Genomic DNA, 23923 nt, shown 5'->3' on the forward strand with positions numbered 1-23923 from the left:
TTTCACCTATCATACTAGTTCACTCTTATTAAATCCAATAACTTCTCCAACATCTTTTCTCCAATGCCGCTTATTTCCTTTAATTCCTCCTTCTCCTTAAAGCCGCCATTTTGCTCTCTGTATTCAATAATGGCTGCAGCCTTTGCTTCTCCGATCCCAGGCAATGTCATTAACTCCATGGCTGACGCCTCATTGATGTTTATCAAGCCGCCTTGCTCGTTTCCCCCACCAGCTGGAGTGTGAAGCTGCTCTTCCCCTTCTGTCGGAACGTAAACGACCATTTCATCTTTCAATCGCTCTGCAAGATTTACAGCATCACTTTCTGCATTCTCCGCGAACCCGTTTGCCCTTGCAATAATATCCATCACCCGTTCCCCAAGTTGCGCTTCATACAGACCTGGGTTATTTACAGCACCCTTTACATCGACAAAAATTTCTGTCTCATCCCCCGATTTCTCCTTATCCTCCACATCTGATACAGGCAACTCCTTTGCTGCTATTCCTAAGTTTTCTGTCTTATTGGCTGAAGTGATAAAGTGAAATACTAGCAGTGTGATAATTGCTGCACTAAGCAGCAGAACAAGTTTATGTTCTGTAATCCATTTCATTTCATTAATCCTCCTTTACAGGTATATTCTATTTGCAACTGTCATATCGTTATATGAGAAACCGCTCATTATAGGGGGGAAATAAACCGTGAAAATAGGAATGATTGGAACAGGTAATATGGGGAAGATTCTTATTGAAGCATTGCTTGACAGTAAGGCTATTTCTCCTGAAGATATGCTGATTCAAAACCGGACACTCGCAAAAGCATTTCAGATCAAAGAGGCATATCCGGCTGTCACAGTTTTAAAAACTGCCAAAAAAATTGCGGAAAGTGCTGATCTTATTTTTTTATGCGTCAAACCGCATGACATCTTTAGTGTAGCAGCAGAAATTACTCCACATATTTCATCCGATAAATGTGTTGTTTCGATTACTAGTCCTATCAACACAGAGCAGCTTGAATATATGCTGCCATGCTCTGTTGCCCGGATTATTCCGAGCATCACCAACAGGGCGCAATGTGGTGTGGCGTTATTTTCATACGGAAGCAAGTGCACACAAGAATGGAAGCAAGGATTAAATACACTGTTTAGTCACTTTTCCACTCCAATTGAGATTGAGGAGAATATTACAAGAGTTGCATCCGATATCGTAAGCTGCGGACCTGCTTTCTTCAGCTACTTGACACAGCGTTTTATAGACGGAGCTGTCGAGGAAACAGATATCGATGCGGAAACTGCCACAAAGCTAGCAAGTGAAATGTTAATTGGACTCGGTCAGCTGTTAAATAAAGGCTATTACACCTTGCCGACACTGCAGGCGAAAGTAAGTGTAAAAGGCGGAGTTACGGGAGAAGGCATCAATGTGTTAGAGAGAGAACTCGGAGATACGTTTAACCAGTTGTTTCAGGCGACACAACATAAGTTCGAAGAGGATTTAAAGATGGTGAAAAATTCGTTATTGATCAATAAACACCGATAGTTTCTTAGTTTGTATTTTCGAGATATAAAAGGATTTTCCTGCTTTTTTTTGTTTTTTTCCAGCCATGGATTTATACTTCATGGCTTCTTCACACTTAGATGTACATAAGAAAACACACCTATTAACTTTTAGGTGTGTTTTCCGCTTACTTCCGGCAATAAAAGAAGATTCTTTCCGCATCTTCCCCTAATTCTCCATCATGGAAATCTGCTGTTACCTTCAAAATAGAAAAGCCGGCATTTATTAGCCAACTGCTATATTGCTCAACAGAATAAGTCCGCTGAAAATGCAGTTCATCATAACGATCATATTTTTGGGAAGCCTCGTCAAGCTGGAAAAAAGATAAATCATGTTCCACACTGTCAGGATACTCCCCTTCATAACACAACCAGATGAGACTGACATCTTCATCATTTAGTGCGTATGTTTGGTTTTTGAACAAATGGTTCATTTTATATAAAGAATGAACATCGAACAAAAATAACCCGCCTTCATCTAAATGCTCATACACCCCTTTAAAGGTGTTTACCACTTGTTCTTCTGTTTGCAAATAGTTCAATGAGTCGCAAAATATACCGATAATATCAAATAAAGGCAGGTCTTCAAGCTCAGACATATCCTGCTCCATAAAAAACACGGAAAGTCCTTGTTCTGCAGCTTTGTTTTGGGCAACACTGAGCATATCAGAAGAGAGATCTGCTCCTGTTACCGTAAAGCCCTTTTCCGCCAGCCTGACAGACAGCTCCCCTGTTCCGCACGCTAGGTCCAGAAGCTTGCTGCCTTCAATTTGGTATTCCTCTTTTGCAGCTATCAGAATCTCAACCCACTTATCGTATGGAACGTCATCCATCAACCTGTCATATAGATAAGCGAATTTCTGATAACTCATTGTCCGATCTCGCTTTGAATATTTTCAGCCGGCGCATCGCCCCATAATCTTTCCAAGTTATAATATGTTCTTTCATCACGGTGGAACACATGGACAACAATATCCCCAAGATCTACAAGAATCCATTTTGCTTCTTGGTATCCTTCTAGTCGTTTTACAGGAACACCGATTTCTTCACATTTATCTTTAATTTCGCTGGCAATTGCTTGTACCTGCTTATCGGAATTACCATGGCAAATCACGAAATAATCCGAAACAAGAGAGATACCTTTCATATTTAATGCCACTATATTTTCTGCTCTTTTATCATCTGCTGCTTTAACTGCAGTCAGAAGCAAATTGCGTTCATCCATTTATTCAACCTCCGTTTTCATTACAATACTATTATACATCTCGAATGTCGCAGGAAAAACCGGCTGTCTGCGGCTCATTAAAAATGCTATTGTGTTGGTTACTGATTTCAAAAAAGCCTCATCCAAGCTAATCATCGCTAATTCCCTTACTTCATCCACTCCTGGAAAAACTCTTCCCGGTTCGATATAATCAGCTAAGTAAATGATTTTTTCAAGCTTGTTCATTCCAGGTCTTCCAGAAGTATGGTACTTAATCGCATTAAGCACTGCTTCATCTTTTATGCCCGCTTCCTTTTCCACTAAATAAGCTCCAACAGGTGCATGCCACAGCTCTGAATGGAAGGAAAGCAATCGATTATCCATATTCTGCTCTAAAATGATTTGTTTCATTTCTTCTTTAGGGCGAAATTTCGCATAGTCATGAAAAATAGCGGCTAATTCTGCCTTGGCCGTATCTTCATCATACCGGTTAGCCAGCTCAATCGCTGTTCCCATAACACCCATTGTGTGTACATAACGCTGTTCCGTCAATTGTTCCTTCACTATAAGAAGCGCTTGTTCACGATTCATATAATCTATTCTCCTTAATGTATCGTTCCACTTCATCCTTAACTAGAAACGATATTGTTTCTCCCTGTAAAAGGCGGCCTCTGATTAGTTTAGAGGAAATGTTGACATCCGGTACAGCTACATAAGTGACAGGATAATTTGTATCATTACTGTAATTCGGTCTGTTCACACTTATAAATCTAACCAGTTTAAGCAATTCTTCTATCATATACCATTTTGGCAAATATTCAACCATATCTGCTCCGATAATAAAATGAAAGTCAAAATCCGGATACATCTCTTTTAATATCGTCATCGTATCAAATGTATAGGACTTGCCTTCCCTGTCCATCTCGATCGTCTGGACATGGAAACCTTCCTTGTCTTGAATAGCCAGCTCAAGCATCTTAAGACGGTCTTCATTTGATACGCTCCCTGATTTCAGTTTATGCGGAGGCTCATGATTTGGCATAAACCATATCTCATCTAAACTTTCATGATGCATGACTTCATTTGCAATGATAAGATGACCAATATGGGGAGGATCAAAAGTGCCTCCCAATATTCCAATCTTTTTTTTCAAGATTATCGCCTCTTCTAACCCATTATGATGGTAAGTTAATGGTTTTGTTCTCTTTTGATTCCTTGTAAAGAACAATTGTTGAACCGATCAGCTGAACAAGCTCAGCCCCAGTTCCTTCTGCAAGCTCACTAGCCACAACATTCTTATCTTCTTCACAGTTTTGAAGGACACTCACCTTAAGAAGCTCTCTTACCTCAAGCGCCTCTGCGATTTGTTTAATCATGTTTTCATTGACTCCGCCTTTTCCAACTTGAAAAATTGGATTCAAGTGATGTGCCATTGCACGTAGATATCTTTTTTGTTTTCCTTTTAGCATTTAATTGCCTCCTAGTTGTTTCCATACATTTTTTCTCATTCTGTCTGTGTCCGGCATAAGACCGATCCACTTCTCAAAGGCTAATGCTCCTTGATATACAAACATCTCAATTCCATTTTGAACAATCGCCCCGCGCCTACTGCCTTCTGTCAGAATCTTAGGCTCTAGAGGGTTATATATTATATCACTTATAAGAGCATTTTCTTTTATATTTTCAACATTTAACGGGGTTTCATCAACATTTGGAGACATGCCGATAGAAGTTGTCTGGATAATTAAGTCGTATTCACCAAGCTGCCTTTCTGCTTCTTCCCGTTCAAGTATTGCTGTCTTAACCGGAAACGGACAAGAGCTTTTCAAGCTTTGCGCATTTCCAACAGTCCGATTTGTGATATCAATCGTTTCTACTCCATAATGGGCCAGCGTAAAATAAATGGCTCTTGCTGCACCGCCAGCTCCTATCATCAATGTTTTTTTATCCTTAATGTCAGGCATGACCTTAAGAATACCAGTAAGATATCCAGATCCGTCTGTATTATAACCAATCCATCTCCCCTGCTCGTTCACAACCGTGTTAACAGCACCAATTGCTTTACAAAGTGGGTCGAGTTCATCCAAAAAAGGGAGGATATCCGTCTTATGGGGAACGGTCACGTTAAAACCTGAGACACCGTCTTTCTTAAGCAGTTCAAGCCCTTTTTCAAGCTTTCCCTTTTCTATATGAACCCTATCATATTGGGCATCGATTTGATAGTGCTGGAACAAGTCGTTATGCATAAATGGTGACATGGAATGTTTAATTGGATCACCAATAACCGCAAACCTCTTCATATCCACTCTCTCCCGTATTTTCTCTTCTCTTTATTTAAATAAGCGACTTTCTAATCATTGCATGTACACCTTGGGGAACATGCACGGAAACTTTAATGTTTGGTTCGTTGACAGTGATCCAGCCTAAGCCAGAAAATACGATATCTGTTTTTGCTTCCCTAATAGTGAAATCATGCTTCACAAGCTTAGGAAAATGGTCCATTTCGTCTCGCTTCGGCGGTGTCAGCATTTCACCGGCATGTTTTTCATAGAGAGCATCTGCATTTTCCGTCTTTGTGCGGTGTATGTCAAGCTCATTAGAGAAATAACAAACAAATGAATTCCGATCTCCGCTTGTGAAATCAAAGCGCGCCAAACCGCCAAAAAACAAAGTTTGTCCTTCATTAAGCTGAAATACTTTTGATTTTATTTCTTTTTTCGGTGTAATGACTTTTAAGTCCCGCTTATCGACAAAATGGGCCATTTGGTGATGGTTGATAATCCCAGGAGTATCAACCAGCGCCTTGCCGTCTGCTAAAGGAATCTCGATAATATCGAGAGTTGTCCCTGGAAAATGGGATGTTGTGATAACATTTTCTTCTCCTGACACCTCTTTCAGAACAGAGTTTATAAACGTAGATTTGCCGACATTCGTACAGCCCACCACGTAAACGTCTTTTCCTTCGCGATGAGATTCAATAGCTTCCAGTACCTCTTTAATACTTTGCCCTTTTTGTGCGCTTACTAAAAAGACATCCGCAGGTCTTAACCCCAGATCTTTTGCTTCTTTTTTCATCCAGTTGATCACTTTTTGCTTGTTAACAGACTTTGGAAGTAAATCAACCTTGTTCCCTATTAATAATACTTTATTCTTTCCTGTAAATCGATGAAGTCCTGGAAGCCAGCTTCCATTAAAATCAAAGATATCAACAATCTTTACAATCAGGCTGTCGCTTCTGCCAATTTCGTTTAAAATTTTCAAGAAATCATCATCTGTTAATGATACATCCTGAACTTCATTATAATGCTTTAAGCGGAAACAGCGCTGGCAAATAACCGTCTCTTTCTGCAAAGAAGAGGCAGGTGCATACCCAAGTTCTTCTTTATTTTCTGTTTGAATGGAAACTCCGCATCCAAAGCAATGTATTCTTTCAGTCACTTATTAATCCTCCCATGTCAATTTTCCTTTTCTCCGGAACCAATTCAATATTCTTCTTTCAATTTTTCTGTTTATCCTTGTCGCAAAACCATCTGTTTGGGCAACAGGCACAACTAGAATAGTATGAAAGCCGCTGCGGTTCCCGCCAAGAACATCTGTAAGAAGCTGATCTCCTATTACGACTGCTTCTTCTTTACTTAACTTCATTTCTAAAAGCGCTCTGCGAAAGGCTTTCCCCATCGGTTTTCTGGCCGCAAAGATAAAAGGAATGTTTAAAGGATCAGAAAAAGACTTTACTCTTCCTTCCTTATTATTTGATACGATTGTAACTTTTATATTGTTTTTCTTCATATCTTCGAACCACTCTATTATCTTTGGTGTCGCCAAAGGGCGGTCCCATTCAACAAGCGTGTTGTCAAGATCTGTAATAATTCCCTTTACTCCCTTTTCTTTCAGAAGTTCTGGTGTTATTTCGAATATATTTTTGACAAACTGATCAGGCAAAAAATTATTTAACAATGATTGACACCTCTTTTATCTACTAGTTGATCAGAAATTATTTGCATTTAAGGTTTTTCACGTTGTATGTATGTCACACTGATTATTTTCCATCCGAAAAACAATTTTAATGAAAGTAATATTATACCTTTTTCTACCCGTGAAAAGAAGTTTATGTCTGTTTTTTTTTATATTCTAAAAATATTTTTCGACAAAAATCGCAAAATTCCGCATTTGTGGATAACCTTATTCACATTATACCCTTTGTTATAATAAACATCTTTATACTTACAAACAACTTAACCACAGGTTATCCACCATAGATTGTGGATAAGAGAACAGTTGTTCTAAATGTTTATTTTTGTTAAAGTTAGGTTACTAGATAATATATTCACTAACCGTTTACAGAATTTACAAAATATGGATTGGAGGTGATTTCCTGACATGCGCAAACTGTCAGATGAATTGTTGATTGAGTCATATCATAAGGCTAGGGAATTGGATTTAAGCCCTGAATTTATACGTCTCATTGAAACAGAAATCCACCGACGTTCATTAAGCAATAAGATAAAAGTTTCCTCCTAACCCGCCTATCGCGGGTTTTTTTTATTCTGTGCATTTAGCTTTTTAATTCGCCGATAAGCTCTCCCATTTTAACTTGGAAAGGTGCTTTTATATCTTCCCGAAGTTGAAATGCATCTTTTTCAAACAACAGAATAACGGTTGATCCAAAAGAAAAATAAGCAATTTCCTCACCCATATCAACCATATTTTGCTGATGACTTAAAATAATAGAGTTGATGAACATTGCTCCTACCTTAACGACCGCAACATTATGGCTACTATTTGTTTTCACTTCCGAAATTGTTCGGTAGTTTTTAGAAAGAGGATTTTTTCCGTATTTTAAGCCATATTTATTAACAGGGTATGATTTTTCTCCTGCAGTCCATTGCTTAACTATTTCTCCGGCAACAGGACTGTGAATGCGATGATAATCACTTGGGCTCAAATAGAAGATCAAATAAGTACCGTCCTCATAATCTCCTATTGTGTCGTCTTTGTCCAGCATCTCTTCAATGGAGTATATCTTGCCTTTCACTGTAATTGTTTTGTCTTTTTTAATTTTGCCGATGTCTTCAATAACAGCATCAACAGGACTTATTACACCATTATGCTTGTTATGTATTGCCCTGACGCCAGATTTTAACTTTCTAACAAAAAATTCATGAAGATTCGAAAACGATTCAACACTTTCTTCCGCTTCCCCAAGGTTTATTTGGTATACTTTGGAAAAGGAAGGGATCACCTTGGTGCTGATTTTTGAATGAGCAAATTTTTTTATCAGCATAGAACTCCACCTGCTGTTAGTCAGTTCTATTAATAATCGGTAAAAAAACTGTTTCAACGAAGAATCCTCCAGTAAATTGTAAATTTTTCTTTACGAACAATCATATATTACATTAAAATTAAATATTATTATATAAAAAATAAAGTTTGTATGAAATAAATTTCATACGAGGAGTGAATGGGATGTTTCTACATGAAGTGATAGAACAAACCGCAAAAAAGCTAAAGGCACAGATTGCCAATTTCCTTACCCTGACAAATCTAGGTCTTGGCGGGTTTTCCATTATTTTCAGCTTAAAGGGCCAAATTCAGCTTAGTCTTTTATTAATATTTATCGCTGCATTAGCAGACAGGTTGGACGGAATGGCTGCACGCAAGTTCCAAATCGAATCAGAATTAGGAAAGCAGCTGGATTCTATGAGCGATATCATTTCTTTTGGAGTTGCTCCAGCATTGTTGATTTACCAGGCAGTTTTGTTTGAATTTAATGCAGTCGGTTCTTTCTTTGCCGTCTTGTATATTTGCTGTGGCGCATTTCGTTTGGCGCGATTCAACATTACAGAAAACAACGGCTTTTTCACTGGTTTGCCGATTACAGCAGCTGGGTGCATCATCACCTTCTTCAGCCTGGGTATAAACTATGTTCCGCCTCAAATGTATTTGTTTCTTCTTCTGATTTTATCTGTTTTAATGATCGCTAATTTCAAATGGAGAAAAATATAAAAGGATGCCTGCAGGCATCCTTTTTCCATTTACCTAGTTAACTCCATAAATTCTTCCACATCTTCTATGCATACTTTTATGGCGCTTTCCCAAAAAGCATCATCTGTTAAATCCACATTTAAATGCTTTTTCGCAAGCTCCTCAACAGACATGCTTGCCGTGTCTTTCAATAGGGCAATATATTTCCTTTCATATCCTTTTCCTTCTTGAATGGCTTTGGCGTAAATGCCAAGAGAAAATAAATAGCCGAATGTATATGGGAAGTTATAAAAAGGAACTCCTGTGATATAAAAATGCAGCTTAGAGCCCCAGAAGGACGGATGATATTCTGCCAATGCATCTCCGAAAGCTTCTTTTTGCGCATCTGTCATAAGCTCATTTAGTCTTTCCTTGCTTACAAGCCCTTTGCGTCTTTCCTCATAAAATCTGGTCTCAAAGAGAAAGCGTGCATGTATATTCATTAACAAGGCAACAGACCGCTGAATTTTATCCTCTAACAGACTGATTTTCTCTTCTTTAGTCTTAGCGTTTTTCACAGCAGCATCTGCGACAATCATCTCAGCAAGCGTAGAAGCTGTTTCTGCCACATTCATCGCATAATTGCGGTTCAGTGTATGCATATCCCTCATTGCATATGTATGGAAGCCGTGCCCCAGCTCATGTGCTAATGTGGATACGTTAGACGGCGTCCCAGAGTATGTCATAAAAATTCTTGATTGCCCGCTTTCAGGAAAGTAAGTATGGAAGCCTCCTGGTCTTTTTCCGTGTCTGTCTTCTGCTTCAATCCATGCGTTCTCAAAAGCCTTCTTAGCAAAACCAGTCATTTCCTCCCCAAACTTCTCAAAGTGATTGAGAATGAATTCTGCACCCTCCTGATAACTCATCTTTGATTCAGTCTTGCCAATCGGAGCATCAACATCATACCAAGTCAGCTTATCTATGCCGAGCATCTGGGCTTTCCTATTTAGGAATTCAACGAAAGGCTTCTTATTATTGCTGATTACCCTCCACATTGCTTCAAGCGTTTTTTCTTCCATTCTGTTATATTCAAGAGGCTCTTTGAGCACATTATCCCAATTTCTCATTTCATATGTATTTAACCGGAATCCAGCAAGATGGTTTAATGTCTTCGCCAATACAGCACCTTTCTCATCCCAGGCCTTTTCCCATTCAGCAAAAACCTTCTTGCGCACTTTTCGATCTGGATTGGAGAATTTATTCGCTGCCTGCCCTACAGACAGAAACGTTACTTCACCATTTTCTTCAAATGGGATTTGTATACTGCCCACAACTGTATCATACATTTGTCCCCAGCCGTGATAGCCGTCAATACTAAGCTTATTGATTAGCATTTCTTCTTTTTCGGAGAGCTTCTGCCTGGCATTTGTTCTTCTTTCTGTAAGAACGAAAGACAGTTCTTTCAGCTCTTCATCTTTAAGCAGAATCGCCCATTGCTTTTCCTCATATTGCGATAATTTTCCGTCAAATATGGTTAAAACATTCTGAAACTTGGCACTAAGCTCCGTTACCTTCCCCCTTAGGGCATCTGCCTCTTTATCATTCATGTTTTGCGCCTGCAGACAGCTGACGAATGCGCCTGCTTGACGGATTTTTTTGACAGTTCCTTCAAACAGGAAAATAATATGCCGCACCGTCTCCCTTTCGGCTGCTCCATCCATTGGAACATATTTACCTACAGCCCTTGCAAATTCTTCTATATTACTTCCAGTTTCATCAAGATGTTGTACAAATGTTTGCGAACTGCTTCCTCCAGGAAAAAAAACATCCAAATCCCATACATCAGAAAACGTTTTGTTTGTCAAAGTTATGCGCCCCCTTTATTACTTCTTATATTATTATAGTTTTATTATTAAAAAATTTCTATCTATTATAATAGAAGAAAGCAAAAACGATACTAACCAAAATATGTTTTCAGCAAAAAAAATCATTTGCCTAAAGGATGGCAAATGATGAATAATCACGCTTAATAGAAACAGTTGCCAAATGCCCAAATTCCCCAAAACAAAATAATGATAATAAACAGAACAATCAATAATGCATACCATGCTCCGTATCCTTGCTGTGCACCATAGCCGTATCCAGCTTGAGGCGGGTAGCCACCAGCTAAAAACGGTGCCCCTGGCACGGATTGATATGGGTAGCCGAATGCTGTCATAATGAAACCTCCCCTCCCTATTAACCTATTCGGCAGATAGCCTGGTGGGTTAGGCGCCAGTCCTATTTTTTATTGATTTTCTATGCTCATAAAAAAACTTGAGTCTTTATAAAAGACCCAAGCACTGTAGTTTTATGATTCTGTTAAAATGATGGTTGCATAGCCTGCATCCTTGGCTCTGTCTTCCATCGCTTCCGCATTTGCACGATTTGCAAAAGCTCCGATTTGGACTTTATACAGATTGTCCCTAAACAATACTGCTGCCTCAAGCCCATCTCGTCTTGCTTGTTCTGCTAAGCTGTCTGCATTTTCTTTATTCCTGAAGGCTCCGATTTGCACCTTATATAGATCTCCAGAACCGCCGCCGCCTGTATCTTTTTTGTTTAGGTTAAAGGCATCGGCTATGCCTTCTGCATGTCCTCTTGCCAATGTGGAAAGGAAAGAAGCGCTTTTCAGTTTATTTGCATCCGTTGCATTGTCAATAAATCCGTTTTCTGTCAAGATAGCCGGCATATTAGTTTCTCTTAGCACATGGAAATTCGCCTTTTTCTTACCGCGGTCGCTCCAGTTAGATAGGTTGATTATACGATTATGAATTGCCGTCTGGTATGTCGTTGTTGGAGCACCAACTCCAGTGTAAACATAGCTTTCAAATCCTACCCCCCCGCCTGCATTTACATGAACAGATACAAAATAGTCAGCTCCCCATGCGTTGGCAGCATTAGATCTTTCTGAAAGGCTGACCGTTTCATCAGAGGTTCTGCTCATCCTTACTGTTACATCTTCGTATTCACTGACAAGCATATCTCTAATCATTGTCGCAATTCGCAATGTGATATCCTTCTCCTGAATTCCATTTCCCACAGCTCCTGGATCAGAGCCGCCATGGCCTGGATCAATAAATATTTTCGCCATTATAATTCACCACCTTACTATTATTATAGAAAGGCGGTGAATCATTGCTTGTACGTATGACTAATTTGTAATTAAAACAAGATCCTTTTCCATCCTGTCACTAAACAGAACGGTTTCCCTAATACTTCCGTCATCCGCTTTGTAGTACATTGATTTTCTAATGATGTTACTCTCTGAGAAGCTTATAAAAATAATTCTTTCAACTGAATCTTCCGTAAGACCATTTATATCGACAGCATCCATTTCGGCTGGATAGCTGTAATGGTTGACTGTACACAAATCAAAACGCCACACTTCATTTCCATTCATAGCGTCTGTCATTGACTTGTAATCCCCTAACTGCAACGCCTCTATATCAGCTTTATTATGAAGGTTTTTCAGTGTTGCTTTCCACTCATTATCACTGCGTTCACATGTATCCTCAATGCCTGCCTTCACGTCTTTCGCCTCCTGTAAAGGCGAGATGATGGCAGTAATTAACACGGATAAAAAAAGCAGCTGTTTCAATAGCATTTAGTCTTCATCCTCCTACTGGGTAGTTCTTACATATCCGCTTATACGCTTATTTATATTTCAAAAACATTACTATTATTATATTTTATTTACAAATTGCGAATTTTTTTCAGGAGGGAAAATCAGCTGAAGTGTAGGGCATGTACTTTTTAAAGAATATGTGTTTACGAACCAATAAATGATAATATTTTCCTTTTCATCAAACTATCCTACCATTCCTGCCACATAGTAAGAATATGTAGGAAGGACATGCATAAATATGTAAGGAAGGAGGAGAGAAAATGAAGAAACGCCTTGCAGCAATCGTTGTAATTGTTCTGCTTGCCTTTATTGCATATGTGGAGACACCTACTGCGAAGATTAATGAGGATTATGTTTATTTTTATGGTGAGACAACGGAAAGTGAACCGGCAAGCACGTCTTCGGAGGTGTATGGAGCGCCAGAATTAGAATATAAATTAGAAGATACGCAGGTAGAGGATGGATTTGTTGTAGAAACATACAGAGAATACGAGATTTATAAGAATCGTGAGGGTGAAGTTGTTAAAAATGTTCCTACTTCTAATCGGGAATATTTAAGATACAAGCAATAGAAGTTTCGTTGTGACAAAAAAGAGGGCTGCACGAAAGACAGCCCTTTGTTTAGAGGCTAATCCTGCCCCTTTCTCCGTTTTTCCTTTTCCGCCCTGTAAAATTCATGGAACATCTTCATTAGCGCTCTTTTTTCAATACGGGAAACATAGCTTCTTGAAATACCAAGCTCTTTAGCAATTTCCCTTTGGGTTTTTTCCTTTTTTAAGTCTAGCCCGAATCTGCCGACAATAACTTCTTTTTCCCGTTCATCCAACACATCGATATACTCTTTCACCTTTTCCAGCTCCATATTCAATTGAATCGTATTCACTACATCTTCGGATTCCGACTTTAATACATCGATTAAGCTGATTTCATTTCCTTCCTTATCCTGACCAATCGGATCATGCAAGGATACATCTTTTTTTGTTTTTTTCAGTGCTCTTAAATGCATAAGTATTTCGTTCTCAATACATCTTGCTGCATATGTGGCAAGCTTCGTTCCTTTCCCTTCCGAAAAGCTTTCTATTCCCTTTATCAACCCAATTGTTCCGATAGAGATTAAGTCTTCCGAATCCTCGCCTGTGTTTTCAAACTTCTTCACAATATGTGCAACAAGCCGCAAATTATGTTCTATCAACATATTCCGTGCATGTGAATCTCCCTCTGCCATCAGTCTTAAGTACTTCTTTTCATCTGATGCAGACAACGGCTGGGGAAAGGCGTTATTTTTTACATAGGACACAAGAAATAACAGTTCTTTTACTAAAAGCCCGAGTGAATAAATTATCCCAGACATATTTCCACCTCCACTTTTGCCTATACTCCATTACTATGTAAAGGTCGAGGATGTCTTGCATGTCCTCGCTCGAATATTAATAGGAAAATATCCATTAATTATGTTTACGATAATCTGCCGCAGGGTATAAAGGACATCCTAAAAAAGTATAAGCAGTCATTAAAGCGGAATTATATTTTTAGAAAAAAGGTAAATTAAAAGAGGATTTTTCTTTCCTTGGCTGGAAAATAGGAATAAAATGGGCTTATGCGTTTTTTTAACAATAATTGGACAACTTTTCGATAGGAGAGGTGCAGATGGATACAAAATATTTAGACCTGCTAACAGAAAAATACGATAGTGAAGAAAAAGTAGTGACAGAAATAATAAATTTGGATGCCATTTTAAACCTGCCAAAAGGGACTGAGCATTTTGTCAGTGACCTGCATGGGGAATTCCATGCGTTCCAGCACGTCTTGAGAAACGGCTCTGGAAATGTAAAGGAAAAGATTAAAGAATTGTTTCATGAAGAGCTTTCCAAAAAAGAGATGGACGAGTTTGCTACACTTGTTTACTATCCTGAGGAAAAGCTCCAGCTTGTTATCAACTCATTCGAGTCAGACCAATTATTGTACGAATGGTATGTGGAAACGATTGAAAAGATGGTTCGCCTAGTTTCCTATGCTTCTTCCAAATATACTCGTTCTAAGGTTCGCAAGGAGCTGCCGAAGCAATTCGTGTATATTATTGAAGAGCTGCTGTATAAAAAAGACGAACTCGACAATAAAAAAGAATACTACTCAAAAATCCTCCAAAGAATCATCTCCCTTGGTCAAGCAAGCAAGCTTATTACAGGGTTAGCATATACGATTCAAAGACTGGTAGTGGACCATTTGCATGTAGTTGGCGATATATACGACAGAGGCCCTCATCCTGATAAAATTATGGAAACCTTAATGGACTATCATTCTGTTGACATTCAGTGGGGAAATCATGATGTTTTATGGATTGGTGCATTTGCCGGCTCTAAAGTATGCCTTGCCAATATTATCCGCATATGTGCACGCTATGACAACCTTGATATTATTGAAGATGCTTATGGCATTAATTTAAGACCATTGTTAAATCTTGCAGAGAAATATTATGAAGATAACCAAGCCTTCCGTCCGAAGCTGAATGCTAAAAGGGAAGAAATTGGCGAAGAGAATATCCTGCAAATCACTAAAATCCACCAGGCTATCAGCATGATACAATTTAAATTAGAGCAGCCGATTATTAAAAGAAGACCAGATTTTAAGATGGAGCACCGTCTCCTTTTAGATAAAATCGATTTCAAATCAAATACGATTGTTTTGCATGGTAATACCTATCAACTTGAAAACACTTGTTTTTCAACCATTGATCCATCTGATCCGGCAAAGCTTTTGCCTGAAGAAGAACAAGTTTTAGAAAAGCTGCTTTTTTCGATTCAACATTCTGAGAAGCTTGCAAGACATATGACTTTCTTAATGAAAAAAGGCAGCCTTTATTTAAAATACAACGGCAACTTACTGATCCATGGCTGTATTCCGTTAAATCAAGATGGCAGTATGAAAACAATGGAGCTAAACGGCAAAGAGTACAGCGGCAAAAAGCTGCTTGATGTGTTTGAGAAATACTTGCGCGAAAGTTTCTCTCATCCTGAAATAACGGATGACCTGGCAACAGATATGATTTGGTATTTATGGACAGGCGAAAATTCCTCGCTGTTTGGAAAGAAAGACATGACTACCTTTGAGCGCTATTTCATCAAGGAAAAAGCGATACATAAAGAGCAGAAAAATCCTTACTATCAGTTAAGGGAAGAAGAAGCAACTTGCAGAAGAATCCTTGAGGAATTCAACATGAATCCTGATCACGGCCATATTATCAACGGGCATACGCCTGTTGAAGAAATAAACGGAGAAAATCCGATTAAGGCTAATGGAAGGATGATTGTTATTGACGGCGGCTTTTCCAAAGCATATCAATCTAAAACAGGGATAGCAGGCTACACCCTTCTTTACAACTCATATGGCATGCAGCTAGTGGCACATAAACGTTTTATTAGCAAAGAAGATGTTCTTCAGACAGGAACAGACGTCCTTTCTGTCAAAAGAGTTGTAGACCGAGAGCTGAAGCGAAAACGAGTTATGGAAACAAACATAGGAGAGAAATTGCTCGAGCAAAGAGACGACCTCCAGCATCTTCTCGAATACAGGTACAAAGTGAGATAATTAGAAGCTCATGCATCACTATGATGCATGAGCTTTTTTCATTGAGATTTCTTGCCGATTCTTTCTAACCACCACTTAAATTCTGCCGAAAGCAACAAAATAAATATATGCATATAGCCTTCTCCTTTTAAGTTTCGTTAGGTGGAGTCCTTCTCCACCCACAGGATTGATTGACGCCTTTGCAAAATGATAATCATATTTGTTCACCCTTTCTTTTTTCTTTTATTAAACATTATAAATATCGATGATGTGACATATGTTTGTCTTTCTGCTCTTCCATTAACTTTTCAATTCTTGCTTGATGCAAATGTTCCTCTGTACTTACTTTCCGCTTGCGAATAATGAGGGTAAAAAACAATAGATTCAGTGTCATTTATACCACCTCCTTCTTAGTCGTACTTTTCTTACTTAAAACATATTTCTGGGAAAATCACCTAACAGCAATTGCTTTTGGTTGTTTTCTTCTATTAATTGCTCCATTAGCAAATCATGCATATGTTGCTCATGCGATTTTTGATTTTTTTTAATCGTTATCGACATAAATAGAATATTCAGTGTCATTCGCTCACCCCCTTTACGTTGCCATCTCCATTATTTAACTAAAATGTAAATTTTTAATTAAAAAGGCGCAAAAAAAACCGCAGTTAATCTAGGCTCCTGCGGCACGTTTTAAAAAAAGGCATATAAAAAACCGCAGGGACAGAATTCACCTGCGGTTGGATAGGCTATTATAATGAATTAGCTATTCCAAATTATCACTGGTTGAATTCGTGCATAAACATATTGAGTTGTCATTTTGCCTGCTGCTCCGATAAATACGTTTTGCATATCATTCAACCTCCTTTTGAAATAGTTTTTACATTGGCAATTATATCCTCGATTTCCAGTTTTGTAAACCCCTTTTTCCAGATATGGGTTTTTTATATTAAAGTTTTTGAATAATAGGTTTAATGCTTGTATTTAAAGGGCATAAAAAAAAGAGCATGATTTTCTCATCCTCTTTGTAGCATATATATTTTATTACATATCGTTATCTGTCATATCACTGATCATTTTTTTGTATTTCTTTACTTTAGCGAAAAAGAAAATAGATGTACCTAATGTTAAGACTGAAGTAATTGCCATCGCTTCATCATGCCATTTCACTTCATGAACAGCCGGAACGATAACCCCTAAATAAAAAAAGACTCCAACAGCTAGCAAAACAATGGCAAATCGTTTGTAGTCTGCCAATTTACCCGACAAGTCCTTCAACGTTTTCTCCATTTTTATCCCTGCTTTCTACTTTTCTATAACTCTACTGTACCATAAGCATGGTCGTCTTTTCTTTAGCAATTGATAGCATGTTAGGAAAATAATAACAAGAAAAAAACTGCCTTCTATAAAAGGCAGTTTTCTTCTTATTTTAAGCCTTGTTCCAAATCCTCTAACAAGTCCTCTACGTCTTCTAAACCTACTGAAATGCGGACAAGTCCATCGGTAATGCCAAGTTCTGCTCTTCTTTCTGCTGGAATAGATGCATGCGTCATTTTTGCTGGTACAGATATTAGACTTTCCACTGCCCCAAGACTTTCTGCTAAAGTAAAATACTTTACTTTGCTAAGAAGCTTATCGGCATTTTCTGCACTGCCAACATCAAAGCTGATCATTCCGCCAAAACCTGACGCTTGTTTTTTACTGATTTCATGATTTGGGTGTGTTTCCAGTCCTGGATAGTACACTTTAGATACAGCAGGATGCTTTTCAAGGAATGTGACGATTTCGCTGGCGCTTTTTTCATGTTCCTCCATTCGAATACCTAACGTTTTCATTCCGCGGATTAACAGCCATGAATCATGCGGTCCAAGCACTCCTCCAGTGGAATTCTGAATAAAATGCAAATCTTCTCCTAGTTTCTCATTCTTAACTGCAACAAGACCTGAGACAACATCGCTATGGCCGCCTAAGTACTTTGTAGCACTGTGTAAGACGATATCTGCACCGAGTGTTAATGGTGTTTGCCAATATGGTGTGGAGAAGGTATTATCAACAATCGTTACTAATCCAAGCTCCTTCGCTGCAAAGGAAGCTGCTTGAATATCAGTGATTTTCAGCAACGGATTTGTCGGTGTTTCGATATAAAGTGCCACGGTATTTTCTTTTACTGCTTCTTTTATATTGTCGATATCGCTCGTATCAATAAAGGTAGCTTCTATTCCAAATTTATTAAGCACCTTTGTTATTACCCGAAATGTGCCACCATAAACATCATCTGTTATTAAAATATGATCGCCTTGTTTAAACAGCATTATAACCGCCGTAATAGCTGCCATTCCGGAGCTAAATGCAAATCCCCTAGTTCCGTGCTCTAAATCCTTTATAAGCTCCTCCAGGGCGTGGCGGGTAGGATTGCCTGTTCGTGAATATTCAAACCCTTTATGATTGCCTACTCCTTCTTGCTTATAAGTGCTGACTTGATAAATTGGAACATTGACAGCACCTGTATGCGGATCTCCTGGTATTCCTCCGTGAATGAGCATCGTTTTGCGTTTCATTTAAATTCCTCCTTCAAAAATCTTTTTACTTATATAGCGGTCGCTGCTGTCCGGTAGGATTACAACTATATTGGTGCCTGGTGCAGCTAGTTTCGCTTCTGCCAAGGCGGCATATAGGGCTGCCCCTGAGGAGCTTCCCACAAGCAGGCCTTCCTTAAGCGCTGCCTCATTCACCTTTAAAAAGGCATCGCTATCACTGACTGTATAAATTTTATCAAAGTAAGCTGGGTCCATATAAGGTGGCAGAAACTCCATCCCAATCCCTTCTGTTTTATGAGGGCCAGACTTCCCGCCATTTAGGATCGATCCTTCTGGCTCGACAATAACCGTTTTTATTGAATGTTTTTGTTCTTTCAAATATCGGGCGGTACCCATAAATGTACCGCCCGTACCTGCACCTGCAATAAAAACGTCAATATTGCCTTCGAGCTGTTCCCAAATCTCCGGTCCAAGTGTCTGGTAATAGGTGTCTGGGTTTGCTTCGTTTTCGAATTGGCCTGGAATAAAGGAATCGGGAATGCTTTTTTGCAGCTCTTTCGCCTTTTCAATCGCACCAGCCATTCCTTTTGCTGTTGGGGTATGGACAATTTCTGCTCCTAATGCCTTCATAACTTGCTGTTTTTCCAAGCTGAATTTTTCTGGCACACAGACGATTACTTTCACATCTTGATTTAATGCTGCAAGAGCCAAGCCGATTCCTGTATTCCCTGCAGTCGGTTCAATAACCGTTCCGCCTTTCTTCAGCTTCCCTGTCTCAAAAGCATCTTGGATCAACTTGATTCCCAGTCTGTCTTTAATACTTCCTCCTGGATTATAATACTCAAGCTTTGCAAATATACGAACTTCATTGGGCAAAGGAAAATGGGTAATCTCAACCATTGGTGTATTGCCAATAAGCTGATGCACATTGTTGTAAACTCTCATGATCATTTCCCTCCTTCTATATATCATTGCCTGTTTTGCTTCTAACTCTGTTTGCAATTTATACCGATTATCGCTTATCACAGCTATTCCCATTTGAATAGTCAGAATTAAATGTTAGAATCGGGGAAGTTCCTATTATTAGGACTTCCCGCTATAATCAGTTCATTTTTTGAACGATTCCCACTACTAAGTTCGCCGAATGGACTGCTGCCTTTTCTAAGTATTGATCAAAGGAAAGATGTGATTCTTTTCCAGCTATATCCGATAGAGAACGAATGATAACAAATGGAATTTCATGCTGATAGGCAACTTGAGCTATTGCAGCTGCTTCCATTTCCACAGCCTGTAATCCAGTGAATTTCGTCTTGATGAAGGCTGCCCTTTCCGGATCATTAATAAAGGAATCACCTGTTGTAATAAGGCCTCTGACAACAGCATACTCCCCTATTTCCTTCGCGCTTGATTCAGCTATCTGGATTAGACCATTATCTGCTGCAAAACTCGCAGGCATTTGCGGTACTTGACCGTATTCATAACCAAATATAGTCGCATCCACATCATGATGTCTCACTTCGTCTGAGATGACAACATCGCCGACATTCAAGTCAGGGTTTAATCCTCCAGCAGAGCCTGTATTGATTAAATAGTCCGGTTTGAACGTTTGCAGCAGAATAGTCGTGCTCATCGCAGCATTAACTTTGCCTATGCCTGAGCGAAGCAGCACAACATCCTTCCCAGCAAGATTACCTTCAATAAATTGAAATCCGGCAATTGTCTGCTCTTTTTTATTGTCCATTTGTTCTCTGAGTATGGCAACTTCTTCTTCCATTGCACCGATTATTGCTATTTTCATGTACTTCCCTCTTTCTAAGCTACACTTTTGTTCCTTCCATGATCCAAACAAACTCATTTAAGCGGGTGAATGCGGCAGTAAAGCCTGCTTCCTCTAACATCCTCTGTAATACGGGAATAGTGGAATAGTATTCACGAGCTAAGTCTTCAGCCAGGTTATGGAAACCACTTTTTGCAGCGGCATCTTTTGCTTTTTCATAGTCTTCTTCGGAACGAAACATCGTATCCGCAAAAACTATTTTACCAGATGAAGGCAGTAAATTACTATAAAGAGTAATTGCTTCTGCTTTTTCTTCATCTGTTAAATGATGAAAAGCATAGGTGCTCACGAAAACATCTGGCGCACTCTCTGTTGAGAAGTTAAGAAAATCTCCATCCTTCACCACTGCTTTTTCATTCAGCTTCTCCTCTGCTAATTTCCGCATAGCTTTGGAAGGCTCTATACCTGTAACAAACAATCCTTTATCTGCAAGCTTTAAAGTCAAGTTGCCAGTGCCTGGGCCAAATTCGACTACTGTGCCGTAAGCCCGGTTTGCCACTTCATCTAATATCTGTTCGTAGTTTCGGAACACTTCTTTGTATTCTATATCTTTTGTTAAACTTTCATCATAAGTGTCAGCCCATTTTTCAAAGATCTCCATAAATTCTTTACCCATTTCTCATGCCCCTTTCATAGCAAACAATTCCAATATACATACTATGAATTAGACAAGAGTCATGTTCATAATTTACCACATCCCCTATGCCTTTTTCAATAATTGTGTTGAAGACAATGTCTCCTTGTTTCATGACATATGATAAAATAGGAAAAGAGACTATTTTATTTATTGAAAGGAAGTAAAGGATGAATTTCCAGCTAGATATTATAAAGGATAAAGTAGAGTTCTTTGAAGGTGATTCTTTAAGTACTATCGAAAAAAAAATTACAGAACAAATTGAAATTAACAAAGCAATCCTGCTTGAGGTCCATTCTGTCAATCACCAAACAACACTCCAAGAAAACGGCAGACCTTATCATACGGTTATGGTTCATTTTAAAATAAAAAAATAACAAAAAAGAAACTGCTTATAAGATTATAAGCAGTTTCACTCATTTAACGTATATTTAAATCATTAATTTCCTCTACTTTTGTCGGTTTCCAGCCGCTGCCGTCCACCCACTCAATATAAACGCGATATTTTTCGCTTTTATCCTTTGTAGAAACAGTGCCGATTGATTTATTCTGATCTTTATTATTGTTCCCTAAAAACCAAACAACCATATTGCCTTCATCTATTCCTGTTCCGTATGCCAAAGCTTTTAACTGTTCATCCCAATCAACACCTGCTGAGTAGGAAGCTGTATGTTCACCTGACTGCGTTGTTCCAACAGGCTCCCATGAAGGATTCTCGATGGTTTTAATGACGTTTGAATCACTTCCGCCTTCGGTGATAATAGCCTCTCCATCTTTTTGTGTTTCCTGCTCTTCATCACTTTCAGAGTCGTCTGTACTTTTTGCAGCATCATTATCTGCTTGAGCGGAAGCTTGCTCGTCTTTTGTACTCTCTGTTTGGGCAGTTTTCTTATTTTCCTGATTATCTGTCTTATTATCACCATCACTGAAAATGGAATAAGAGACAAAAACAATTAATGCTATCACAAGAATGATTAAGGCATTAAGAATAATATTCGTTTTTTTCCTCTTTGAACGCTGTTCAGATCTGCTTCGAACATTATCGTTAGTGTCTGTGCTCAACTTGTTTCTCCTCCCTATTGTTCATACATTTGTATTTACTTTTAATTAATATCTGTATTTAAGCCAACAAAGGCTGTACATATTCTATCATGACTTTTGAATAGTGAAAAGGAAAATGGGTATTTTCTATTGAGCATGACTCTCTTCATGGTCATAAACCGCCTTTACCATATCAGCAAATAGCGGATTGACTCCTCCTTCATCTGCGAATACCTCAAGGTTGACTGCAACTAAGGCATATTTGGGTTTATCATATGGAAAATAGCCTGCAAACCACTTATTATGAAGCTGTTCCTCTCCCTTATAGATGCCAGTCTCTGCCGTACCGGATTTACCGGCAACTTCATACGGCAAGTCTTGAAACCATCTTCCTGTACCTTCTTTGTTCTCAACAACTTCTCTTAAGAGCTTCTGAAGTTCTTGTGCTGTATATGGCGAAATCGTTTCACCATCTAGCTTTTTCTGATCGAATTTCAACAATGTACTGCCATTTTTATATTCTATCTCAGAGGCCACTCTGACTGCCTGCTTTTCCCCGCCTCTGGCGATTGTAGCCATCATGTTGGCAACAGCTATTGGTGTAACCCTGACTTCATTCTGACCAATGCCTGTCAATGCTACATAATTCTTATCCTTTTTTGCATCCTCTGAAAGGAACACTCTGCCTTTTTCTTCATCTTGTATTTGCTTAAAGTCGCTTGAATGAAAAATAGTCCCTTCCCAGCCTGTCGTTGTTGTTAAAGACAGCTTCTTTGCGTAATCTTCTAAGATATTTTTGTCAATATCCTTTAACTCTTTGGCAATTGTTGCGAAAGTATTATTGCAGCTGACAGCAAAGCTGTTTGTGAAATTAAGCATACCATGCTGATAAACAGGGTCTGGATCTCCATTTATTTTTTGGCTGCAGTTATAAATGGCATCATCATTATTCAATTTATTATCTATCGCAGCTGCTGCCACTACGGTTTTGAAAACAGAACCGACTATCTGCTGTTTAAGCATAAAATTATTAATACCATCTGTTTCATAAGGATTTTTATCAATAATAGGACGAGATACCATAGCGGCAACTGAATTTGTCTCTATATCTAAAAGCACAAGTCCGCCTTTTTTGATATTATGCTTGTCCACCAGCTCTTCTGCCACTTCTTGTAATTCTTTATCAATGGTCGTTTTAATATTTACAGGATAAAATGGATTGCCAGGCTCCACATATTTAACGTTCGTTCCAAACAACGGACCTCCTGTGGCATCGACATGATAGACAAGCTTAGATTCTCCATCTGGGAGAAGAAACTCATCAAAGCTTTTTTCTAGTCCCGTTAACCCGATTAATGTGTCATAAGACAGTTTTTTGTCAGGGTATCTTATTTCAAGCTCTGCTTCATTTTGACCGGTAATCCCTAACAGTTGTTCAGCTAACTCATTTTGGACCCTGAATTTTTTATTAACGGCAAATACACCGGGAATTTTCAAATTATTAATATCGGTCATTTGTTTTGCGGAAAGCTCTACCGGCTTGCTGCCACCAAGGACTACAGGCTCTTTTGCCTCCGCTATCGTTTTCGTTAAAGTATATTCAGTTGTCCCAATAATATCCGCAATTTTTCTACTGTCCCATTCCATATTTTTTAAAAACGGAAATAGAATAAGAACTGTTTTCGTTTGCTGTGTCAGCGACTCCCCATTTCTGTCCAAAAATCCCCCGCGGCCGTTATCCAGTACCATCTCCTGTGATCGTTGCTTCACACTAGCTTCCACTAAGTTAATATTATGTTTAGTAAAATGTTCTGTTTCCACAAGCTGTATCTGCACAAGTCTTGCAAGCAGCACAACAAGCATACAAATAAAAAATACACCGATAAATATTGCTCTCTTTCTCCACATAAAAAAACACCTCATCAAGAGTG

At 38.7% G+C, this 23923-nt stretch carries 30 protein-coding genes; 6 read left to right on the plus strand and 24 right to left on the minus strand.

Annotated features, from left to right (window positions below; translation table 11 throughout):
- Positions 1-14: 14 nt before the first annotated feature.
- Complete coding sequence (locus ACLIJJ_RS03970) at positions 15-608, minus strand: helix-hairpin-helix domain-containing protein (protein ID WP_411410571.1); 594 nt, start codon at positions 606-608, stop codon at positions 15-17.
- An 88-nt stretch (positions 609-696) separates the two neighbouring features.
- Between ACLIJJ_RS03970 and comER the strand changes: the two genes are divergently transcribed.
- Positions 697-1530 (plus strand): late competence protein ComER, encoded by an 834-nt coding sequence (gene comER, locus ACLIJJ_RS03975; protein WP_233313093.1) that lies wholly within the window; start codon positions 697-699, stop codon positions 1528-1530.
- Between the two features lie 145 nt (positions 1531-1675).
- Here comER and ACLIJJ_RS03980 read toward each other — a convergent pair whose 3' ends face one another.
- From ACLIJJ_RS03980 to ACLIJJ_RS04015, 8 genes are read right to left on the minus strand one after another with little or no spacing between them, the layout of a single operon-like run.
- Complete coding sequence (locus ACLIJJ_RS03980; protein ID WP_233313092.1) at positions 1676-2419, minus strand: class I SAM-dependent DNA methyltransferase; 744 nt, start codon at positions 2417-2419, stop codon at positions 1676-1678.
- Positions 2416-2772: a ribosome silencing factor gene (rsfS, locus tag ACLIJJ_RS03985; protein WP_233313091.1), complete on the minus strand. Its 357-nt coding sequence runs from the start codon at positions 2770-2772 to the stop codon at positions 2416-2418. The genes ACLIJJ_RS03980 and rsfS overlap by 4 nt, the downstream gene beginning before the upstream one ends.
- Complete coding sequence (gene yqeK, locus ACLIJJ_RS03990; protein WP_233313090.1) at positions 2773-3342, minus strand: bis(5'-nucleosyl)-tetraphosphatase (symmetrical) YqeK; 570 nt, start codon at positions 3340-3342, stop codon at positions 2773-2775.
- Positions 3332-3904 (minus strand): nicotinate-nucleotide adenylyltransferase, encoded by a 573-nt coding sequence (locus ACLIJJ_RS03995; protein WP_233313089.1) that lies wholly within the window; start codon positions 3902-3904, stop codon positions 3332-3334. The genes yqeK and ACLIJJ_RS03995 overlap by 11 nt, the downstream gene beginning before the upstream one ends.
- Positions 3905-3926: 22 nt before the next feature.
- Complete coding sequence (gene yhbY, locus ACLIJJ_RS04000; protein WP_233313088.1) at positions 3927-4220, minus strand: ribosome assembly RNA-binding protein YhbY; 294 nt, start codon at positions 4218-4220, stop codon at positions 3927-3929.
- Positions 4221-5051, minus strand: a complete 831-nt coding sequence (gene aroE, locus ACLIJJ_RS04005) for a shikimate dehydrogenase (RefSeq protein WP_233313087.1) — start codon at positions 5049-5051, stop codon at positions 4221-4223.
- Between the two features lie 34 nt (positions 5052-5085).
- On the minus strand, positions 5086-6189 hold the full coding sequence (gene yqeH / locus ACLIJJ_RS04010) for a ribosome biogenesis GTPase YqeH (protein WP_411410572.1): 1104 nt from the start codon (positions 6187-6189) through the stop codon (positions 5086-5088).
- A 3-nt stretch (positions 6190-6192) separates the two neighbouring features.
- A complete protein-coding gene (locus ACLIJJ_RS04015) occupies positions 6193-6708 on the minus strand; it encodes a YqeG family HAD IIIA-type phosphatase (RefSeq protein ID WP_233313085.1) in 516 nt (171 codons plus the stop codon).
- Positions 6709-7131: 423 nt separating this feature from the next.
- Between ACLIJJ_RS04015 and ACLIJJ_RS04020 the strand changes: the two genes are divergently transcribed.
- Entirely contained in the window at positions 7132-7272 is a 141-nt protein-coding gene (locus ACLIJJ_RS04020) for a sporulation histidine kinase inhibitor Sda (protein WP_233313084.1), read from the plus strand.
- Positions 7273-7306: 34 nt separating this feature from the next.
- On the opposite strand, the gene ACLIJJ_RS04025 is transcribed toward ACLIJJ_RS04020, so the two are convergent.
- Positions 7307-8092: a phosphatidylserine decarboxylase gene (locus ACLIJJ_RS04025; protein WP_237941728.1), complete on the minus strand. Its 786-nt coding sequence runs from the start codon at positions 8090-8092 to the stop codon at positions 7307-7309.
- 125 nt (positions 8093-8217) lie between these two features.
- Here ACLIJJ_RS04025 and pssA point away from each other — a divergent pair, with 125 nt between their 5' ends.
- The gene (gene pssA, locus ACLIJJ_RS04030; RefSeq protein WP_233313083.1) at positions 8218-8757 is read left to right on the plus strand and encodes a CDP-diacylglycerol--serine O-phosphatidyltransferase; all 540 of its coding nucleotides are present in this window, start codon (positions 8218-8220) and stop codon (positions 8755-8757) included.
- A gap of 29 nt (positions 8758-8786) precedes the next feature.
- Here the strand turns inward: pssA and ACLIJJ_RS04035 are convergent, their stop codons facing one another.
- From ACLIJJ_RS04035 to ACLIJJ_RS04050, 4 genes are all read right to left on the minus strand, one after another.
- Positions 8787-10580 carry a M3 family oligoendopeptidase gene (locus ACLIJJ_RS04035; RefSeq protein WP_411410573.1) on the minus strand — a complete coding sequence of 598 codons (1794 nt, stop codon included), beginning with the start codon at positions 10578-10580 and terminating at the stop codon, positions 8787-8789.
- A 161-nt stretch (positions 10581-10741) separates the two neighbouring features.
- Positions 10742-10933, minus strand: a complete 192-nt coding sequence (locus ACLIJJ_RS04040) for a sporulation protein YjcZ (RefSeq protein ID WP_233313081.1) — start codon at positions 10931-10933, stop codon at positions 10742-10744.
- 132 nt (positions 10934-11065) lie between these two features.
- Complete coding sequence (locus ACLIJJ_RS04045; RefSeq protein WP_341077886.1) at positions 11066-11848, minus strand: N-acetylmuramoyl-L-alanine amidase; 783 nt, start codon at positions 11846-11848, stop codon at positions 11066-11068.
- A 60-nt stretch (positions 11849-11908) separates the two neighbouring features.
- Positions 11909-12361, minus strand: a complete 453-nt coding sequence (locus tag ACLIJJ_RS04050) for a hypothetical protein (protein WP_411229256.1) — start codon at positions 12359-12361, stop codon at positions 11909-11911.
- A gap of 281 nt (positions 12362-12642) precedes the next feature.
- Between ACLIJJ_RS04050 and ACLIJJ_RS04055 the strand changes: the two genes are divergently transcribed.
- Complete coding sequence (locus ACLIJJ_RS04055) at positions 12643-12954, plus strand: hypothetical protein (protein ID WP_233313078.1); 312 nt, start codon at positions 12643-12645, stop codon at positions 12952-12954.
- 56 nt (positions 12955-13010) lie between these two features.
- On the opposite strand, the gene sigK is transcribed toward ACLIJJ_RS04055, so the two are convergent.
- On the minus strand, positions 13011-13733 hold the full coding sequence (sigK, locus tag ACLIJJ_RS04060; protein WP_233313077.1) for an RNA polymerase sporulation sigma factor SigK: 723 nt from the start codon (positions 13731-13733) through the stop codon (positions 13011-13013).
- A 296-nt stretch (positions 13734-14029) separates the two neighbouring features.
- Between sigK and ACLIJJ_RS04065 the strand changes: the two genes are divergently transcribed.
- Positions 14030-15967, plus strand: coding sequence for a fructose-1,6-bisphosphatase (locus ACLIJJ_RS04065; protein ID WP_237941731.1), 1938 nt, complete (start codon positions 14030-14032; stop codon positions 15965-15967).
- A 232-nt stretch (positions 15968-16199) separates the two neighbouring features.
- Here ACLIJJ_RS04065 and ACLIJJ_RS04070 read toward each other — a convergent pair whose 3' ends face one another.
- The 7 genes from ACLIJJ_RS04070 to ACLIJJ_RS04100 form a co-directional block, all read right to left on the minus strand.
- Positions 16200-16340 carry a YrzI family small protein gene (locus ACLIJJ_RS04070; RefSeq protein WP_233313075.1) on the minus strand — a complete coding sequence of 47 codons (141 nt, stop codon included), beginning with the start codon at positions 16338-16340 and terminating at the stop codon, positions 16200-16202.
- Between the two features lie 35 nt (positions 16341-16375).
- Complete coding sequence (locus ACLIJJ_RS04075; RefSeq protein ID WP_233313074.1) at positions 16376-16528, minus strand: YrzI family small protein; 153 nt, start codon at positions 16526-16528, stop codon at positions 16376-16378.
- Positions 16529-16987: 459 nt separating this feature from the next.
- A complete protein-coding gene (locus ACLIJJ_RS04080; RefSeq protein WP_233313073.1) occupies positions 16988-17233 on the minus strand; it encodes a YrhC family protein in 246 nt (81 codons plus the stop codon).
- Positions 17234-17367: 134 nt separating this feature from the next.
- The gene (locus ACLIJJ_RS04085; RefSeq protein WP_411410574.1) at positions 17368-18501 is read right to left on the minus strand and encodes a bifunctional cystathionine gamma-lyase/homocysteine desulfhydrase; all 1134 of its coding nucleotides are present in this window, start codon (positions 18499-18501) and stop codon (positions 17368-17370) included.
- The gene (locus ACLIJJ_RS04090) at positions 18502-19425 is read right to left on the minus strand and encodes a PLP-dependent cysteine synthase family protein (RefSeq protein WP_411410575.1); all 924 of its coding nucleotides are present in this window, start codon (positions 19423-19425) and stop codon (positions 18502-18504) included.
- Between the two features lie 157 nt (positions 19426-19582).
- Positions 19583-20278 (minus strand): 5'-methylthioadenosine/S-adenosylhomocysteine nucleosidase, encoded by a 696-nt coding sequence (gene mtnN, locus ACLIJJ_RS04095; protein ID WP_233313070.1) that lies wholly within the window; start codon positions 20276-20278, stop codon positions 19583-19585.
- A 19-nt stretch (positions 20279-20297) separates the two neighbouring features.
- The gene (locus ACLIJJ_RS04100; protein WP_233313069.1) at positions 20298-20933 is read right to left on the minus strand and encodes a class I SAM-dependent DNA methyltransferase; all 636 of its coding nucleotides are present in this window, start codon (positions 20931-20933) and stop codon (positions 20298-20300) included.
- A 188-nt stretch (positions 20934-21121) separates the two neighbouring features.
- Here ACLIJJ_RS04100 and ACLIJJ_RS04105 point away from each other — a divergent pair, with 188 nt between their 5' ends.
- Positions 21122-21328 carry a DUF2536 family protein gene (locus ACLIJJ_RS04105; RefSeq protein WP_233313068.1) on the plus strand — a complete coding sequence of 69 codons (207 nt, stop codon included), beginning with the start codon at positions 21122-21124 and terminating at the stop codon, positions 21326-21328.
- Between the two features lie 43 nt (positions 21329-21371).
- On the opposite strand, the gene ACLIJJ_RS04110 is transcribed toward ACLIJJ_RS04105, so the two are convergent.
- Positions 21372-22013, minus strand: a complete 642-nt coding sequence (locus tag ACLIJJ_RS04110) for a YrrS family protein (protein ID WP_233313067.1) — start codon at positions 22011-22013, stop codon at positions 21372-21374.
- Between the two features lie 126 nt (positions 22014-22139).
- Positions 22140-23900: a peptidoglycan D,D-transpeptidase FtsI family protein gene (locus tag ACLIJJ_RS04115; RefSeq protein WP_233313066.1), complete on the minus strand. Its 1761-nt coding sequence runs from the start codon at positions 23898-23900 to the stop codon at positions 22140-22142.
- Between the last annotated feature and the right edge of the window lie 23 nt (positions 23901-23923).

It is taken from the genome of Niallia laureatilytica (assembly GCF_046613985.1).
GTDB lineage: Bacteria > Bacillota > Bacilli > Bacillales > Cytobacillaceae > Niallia.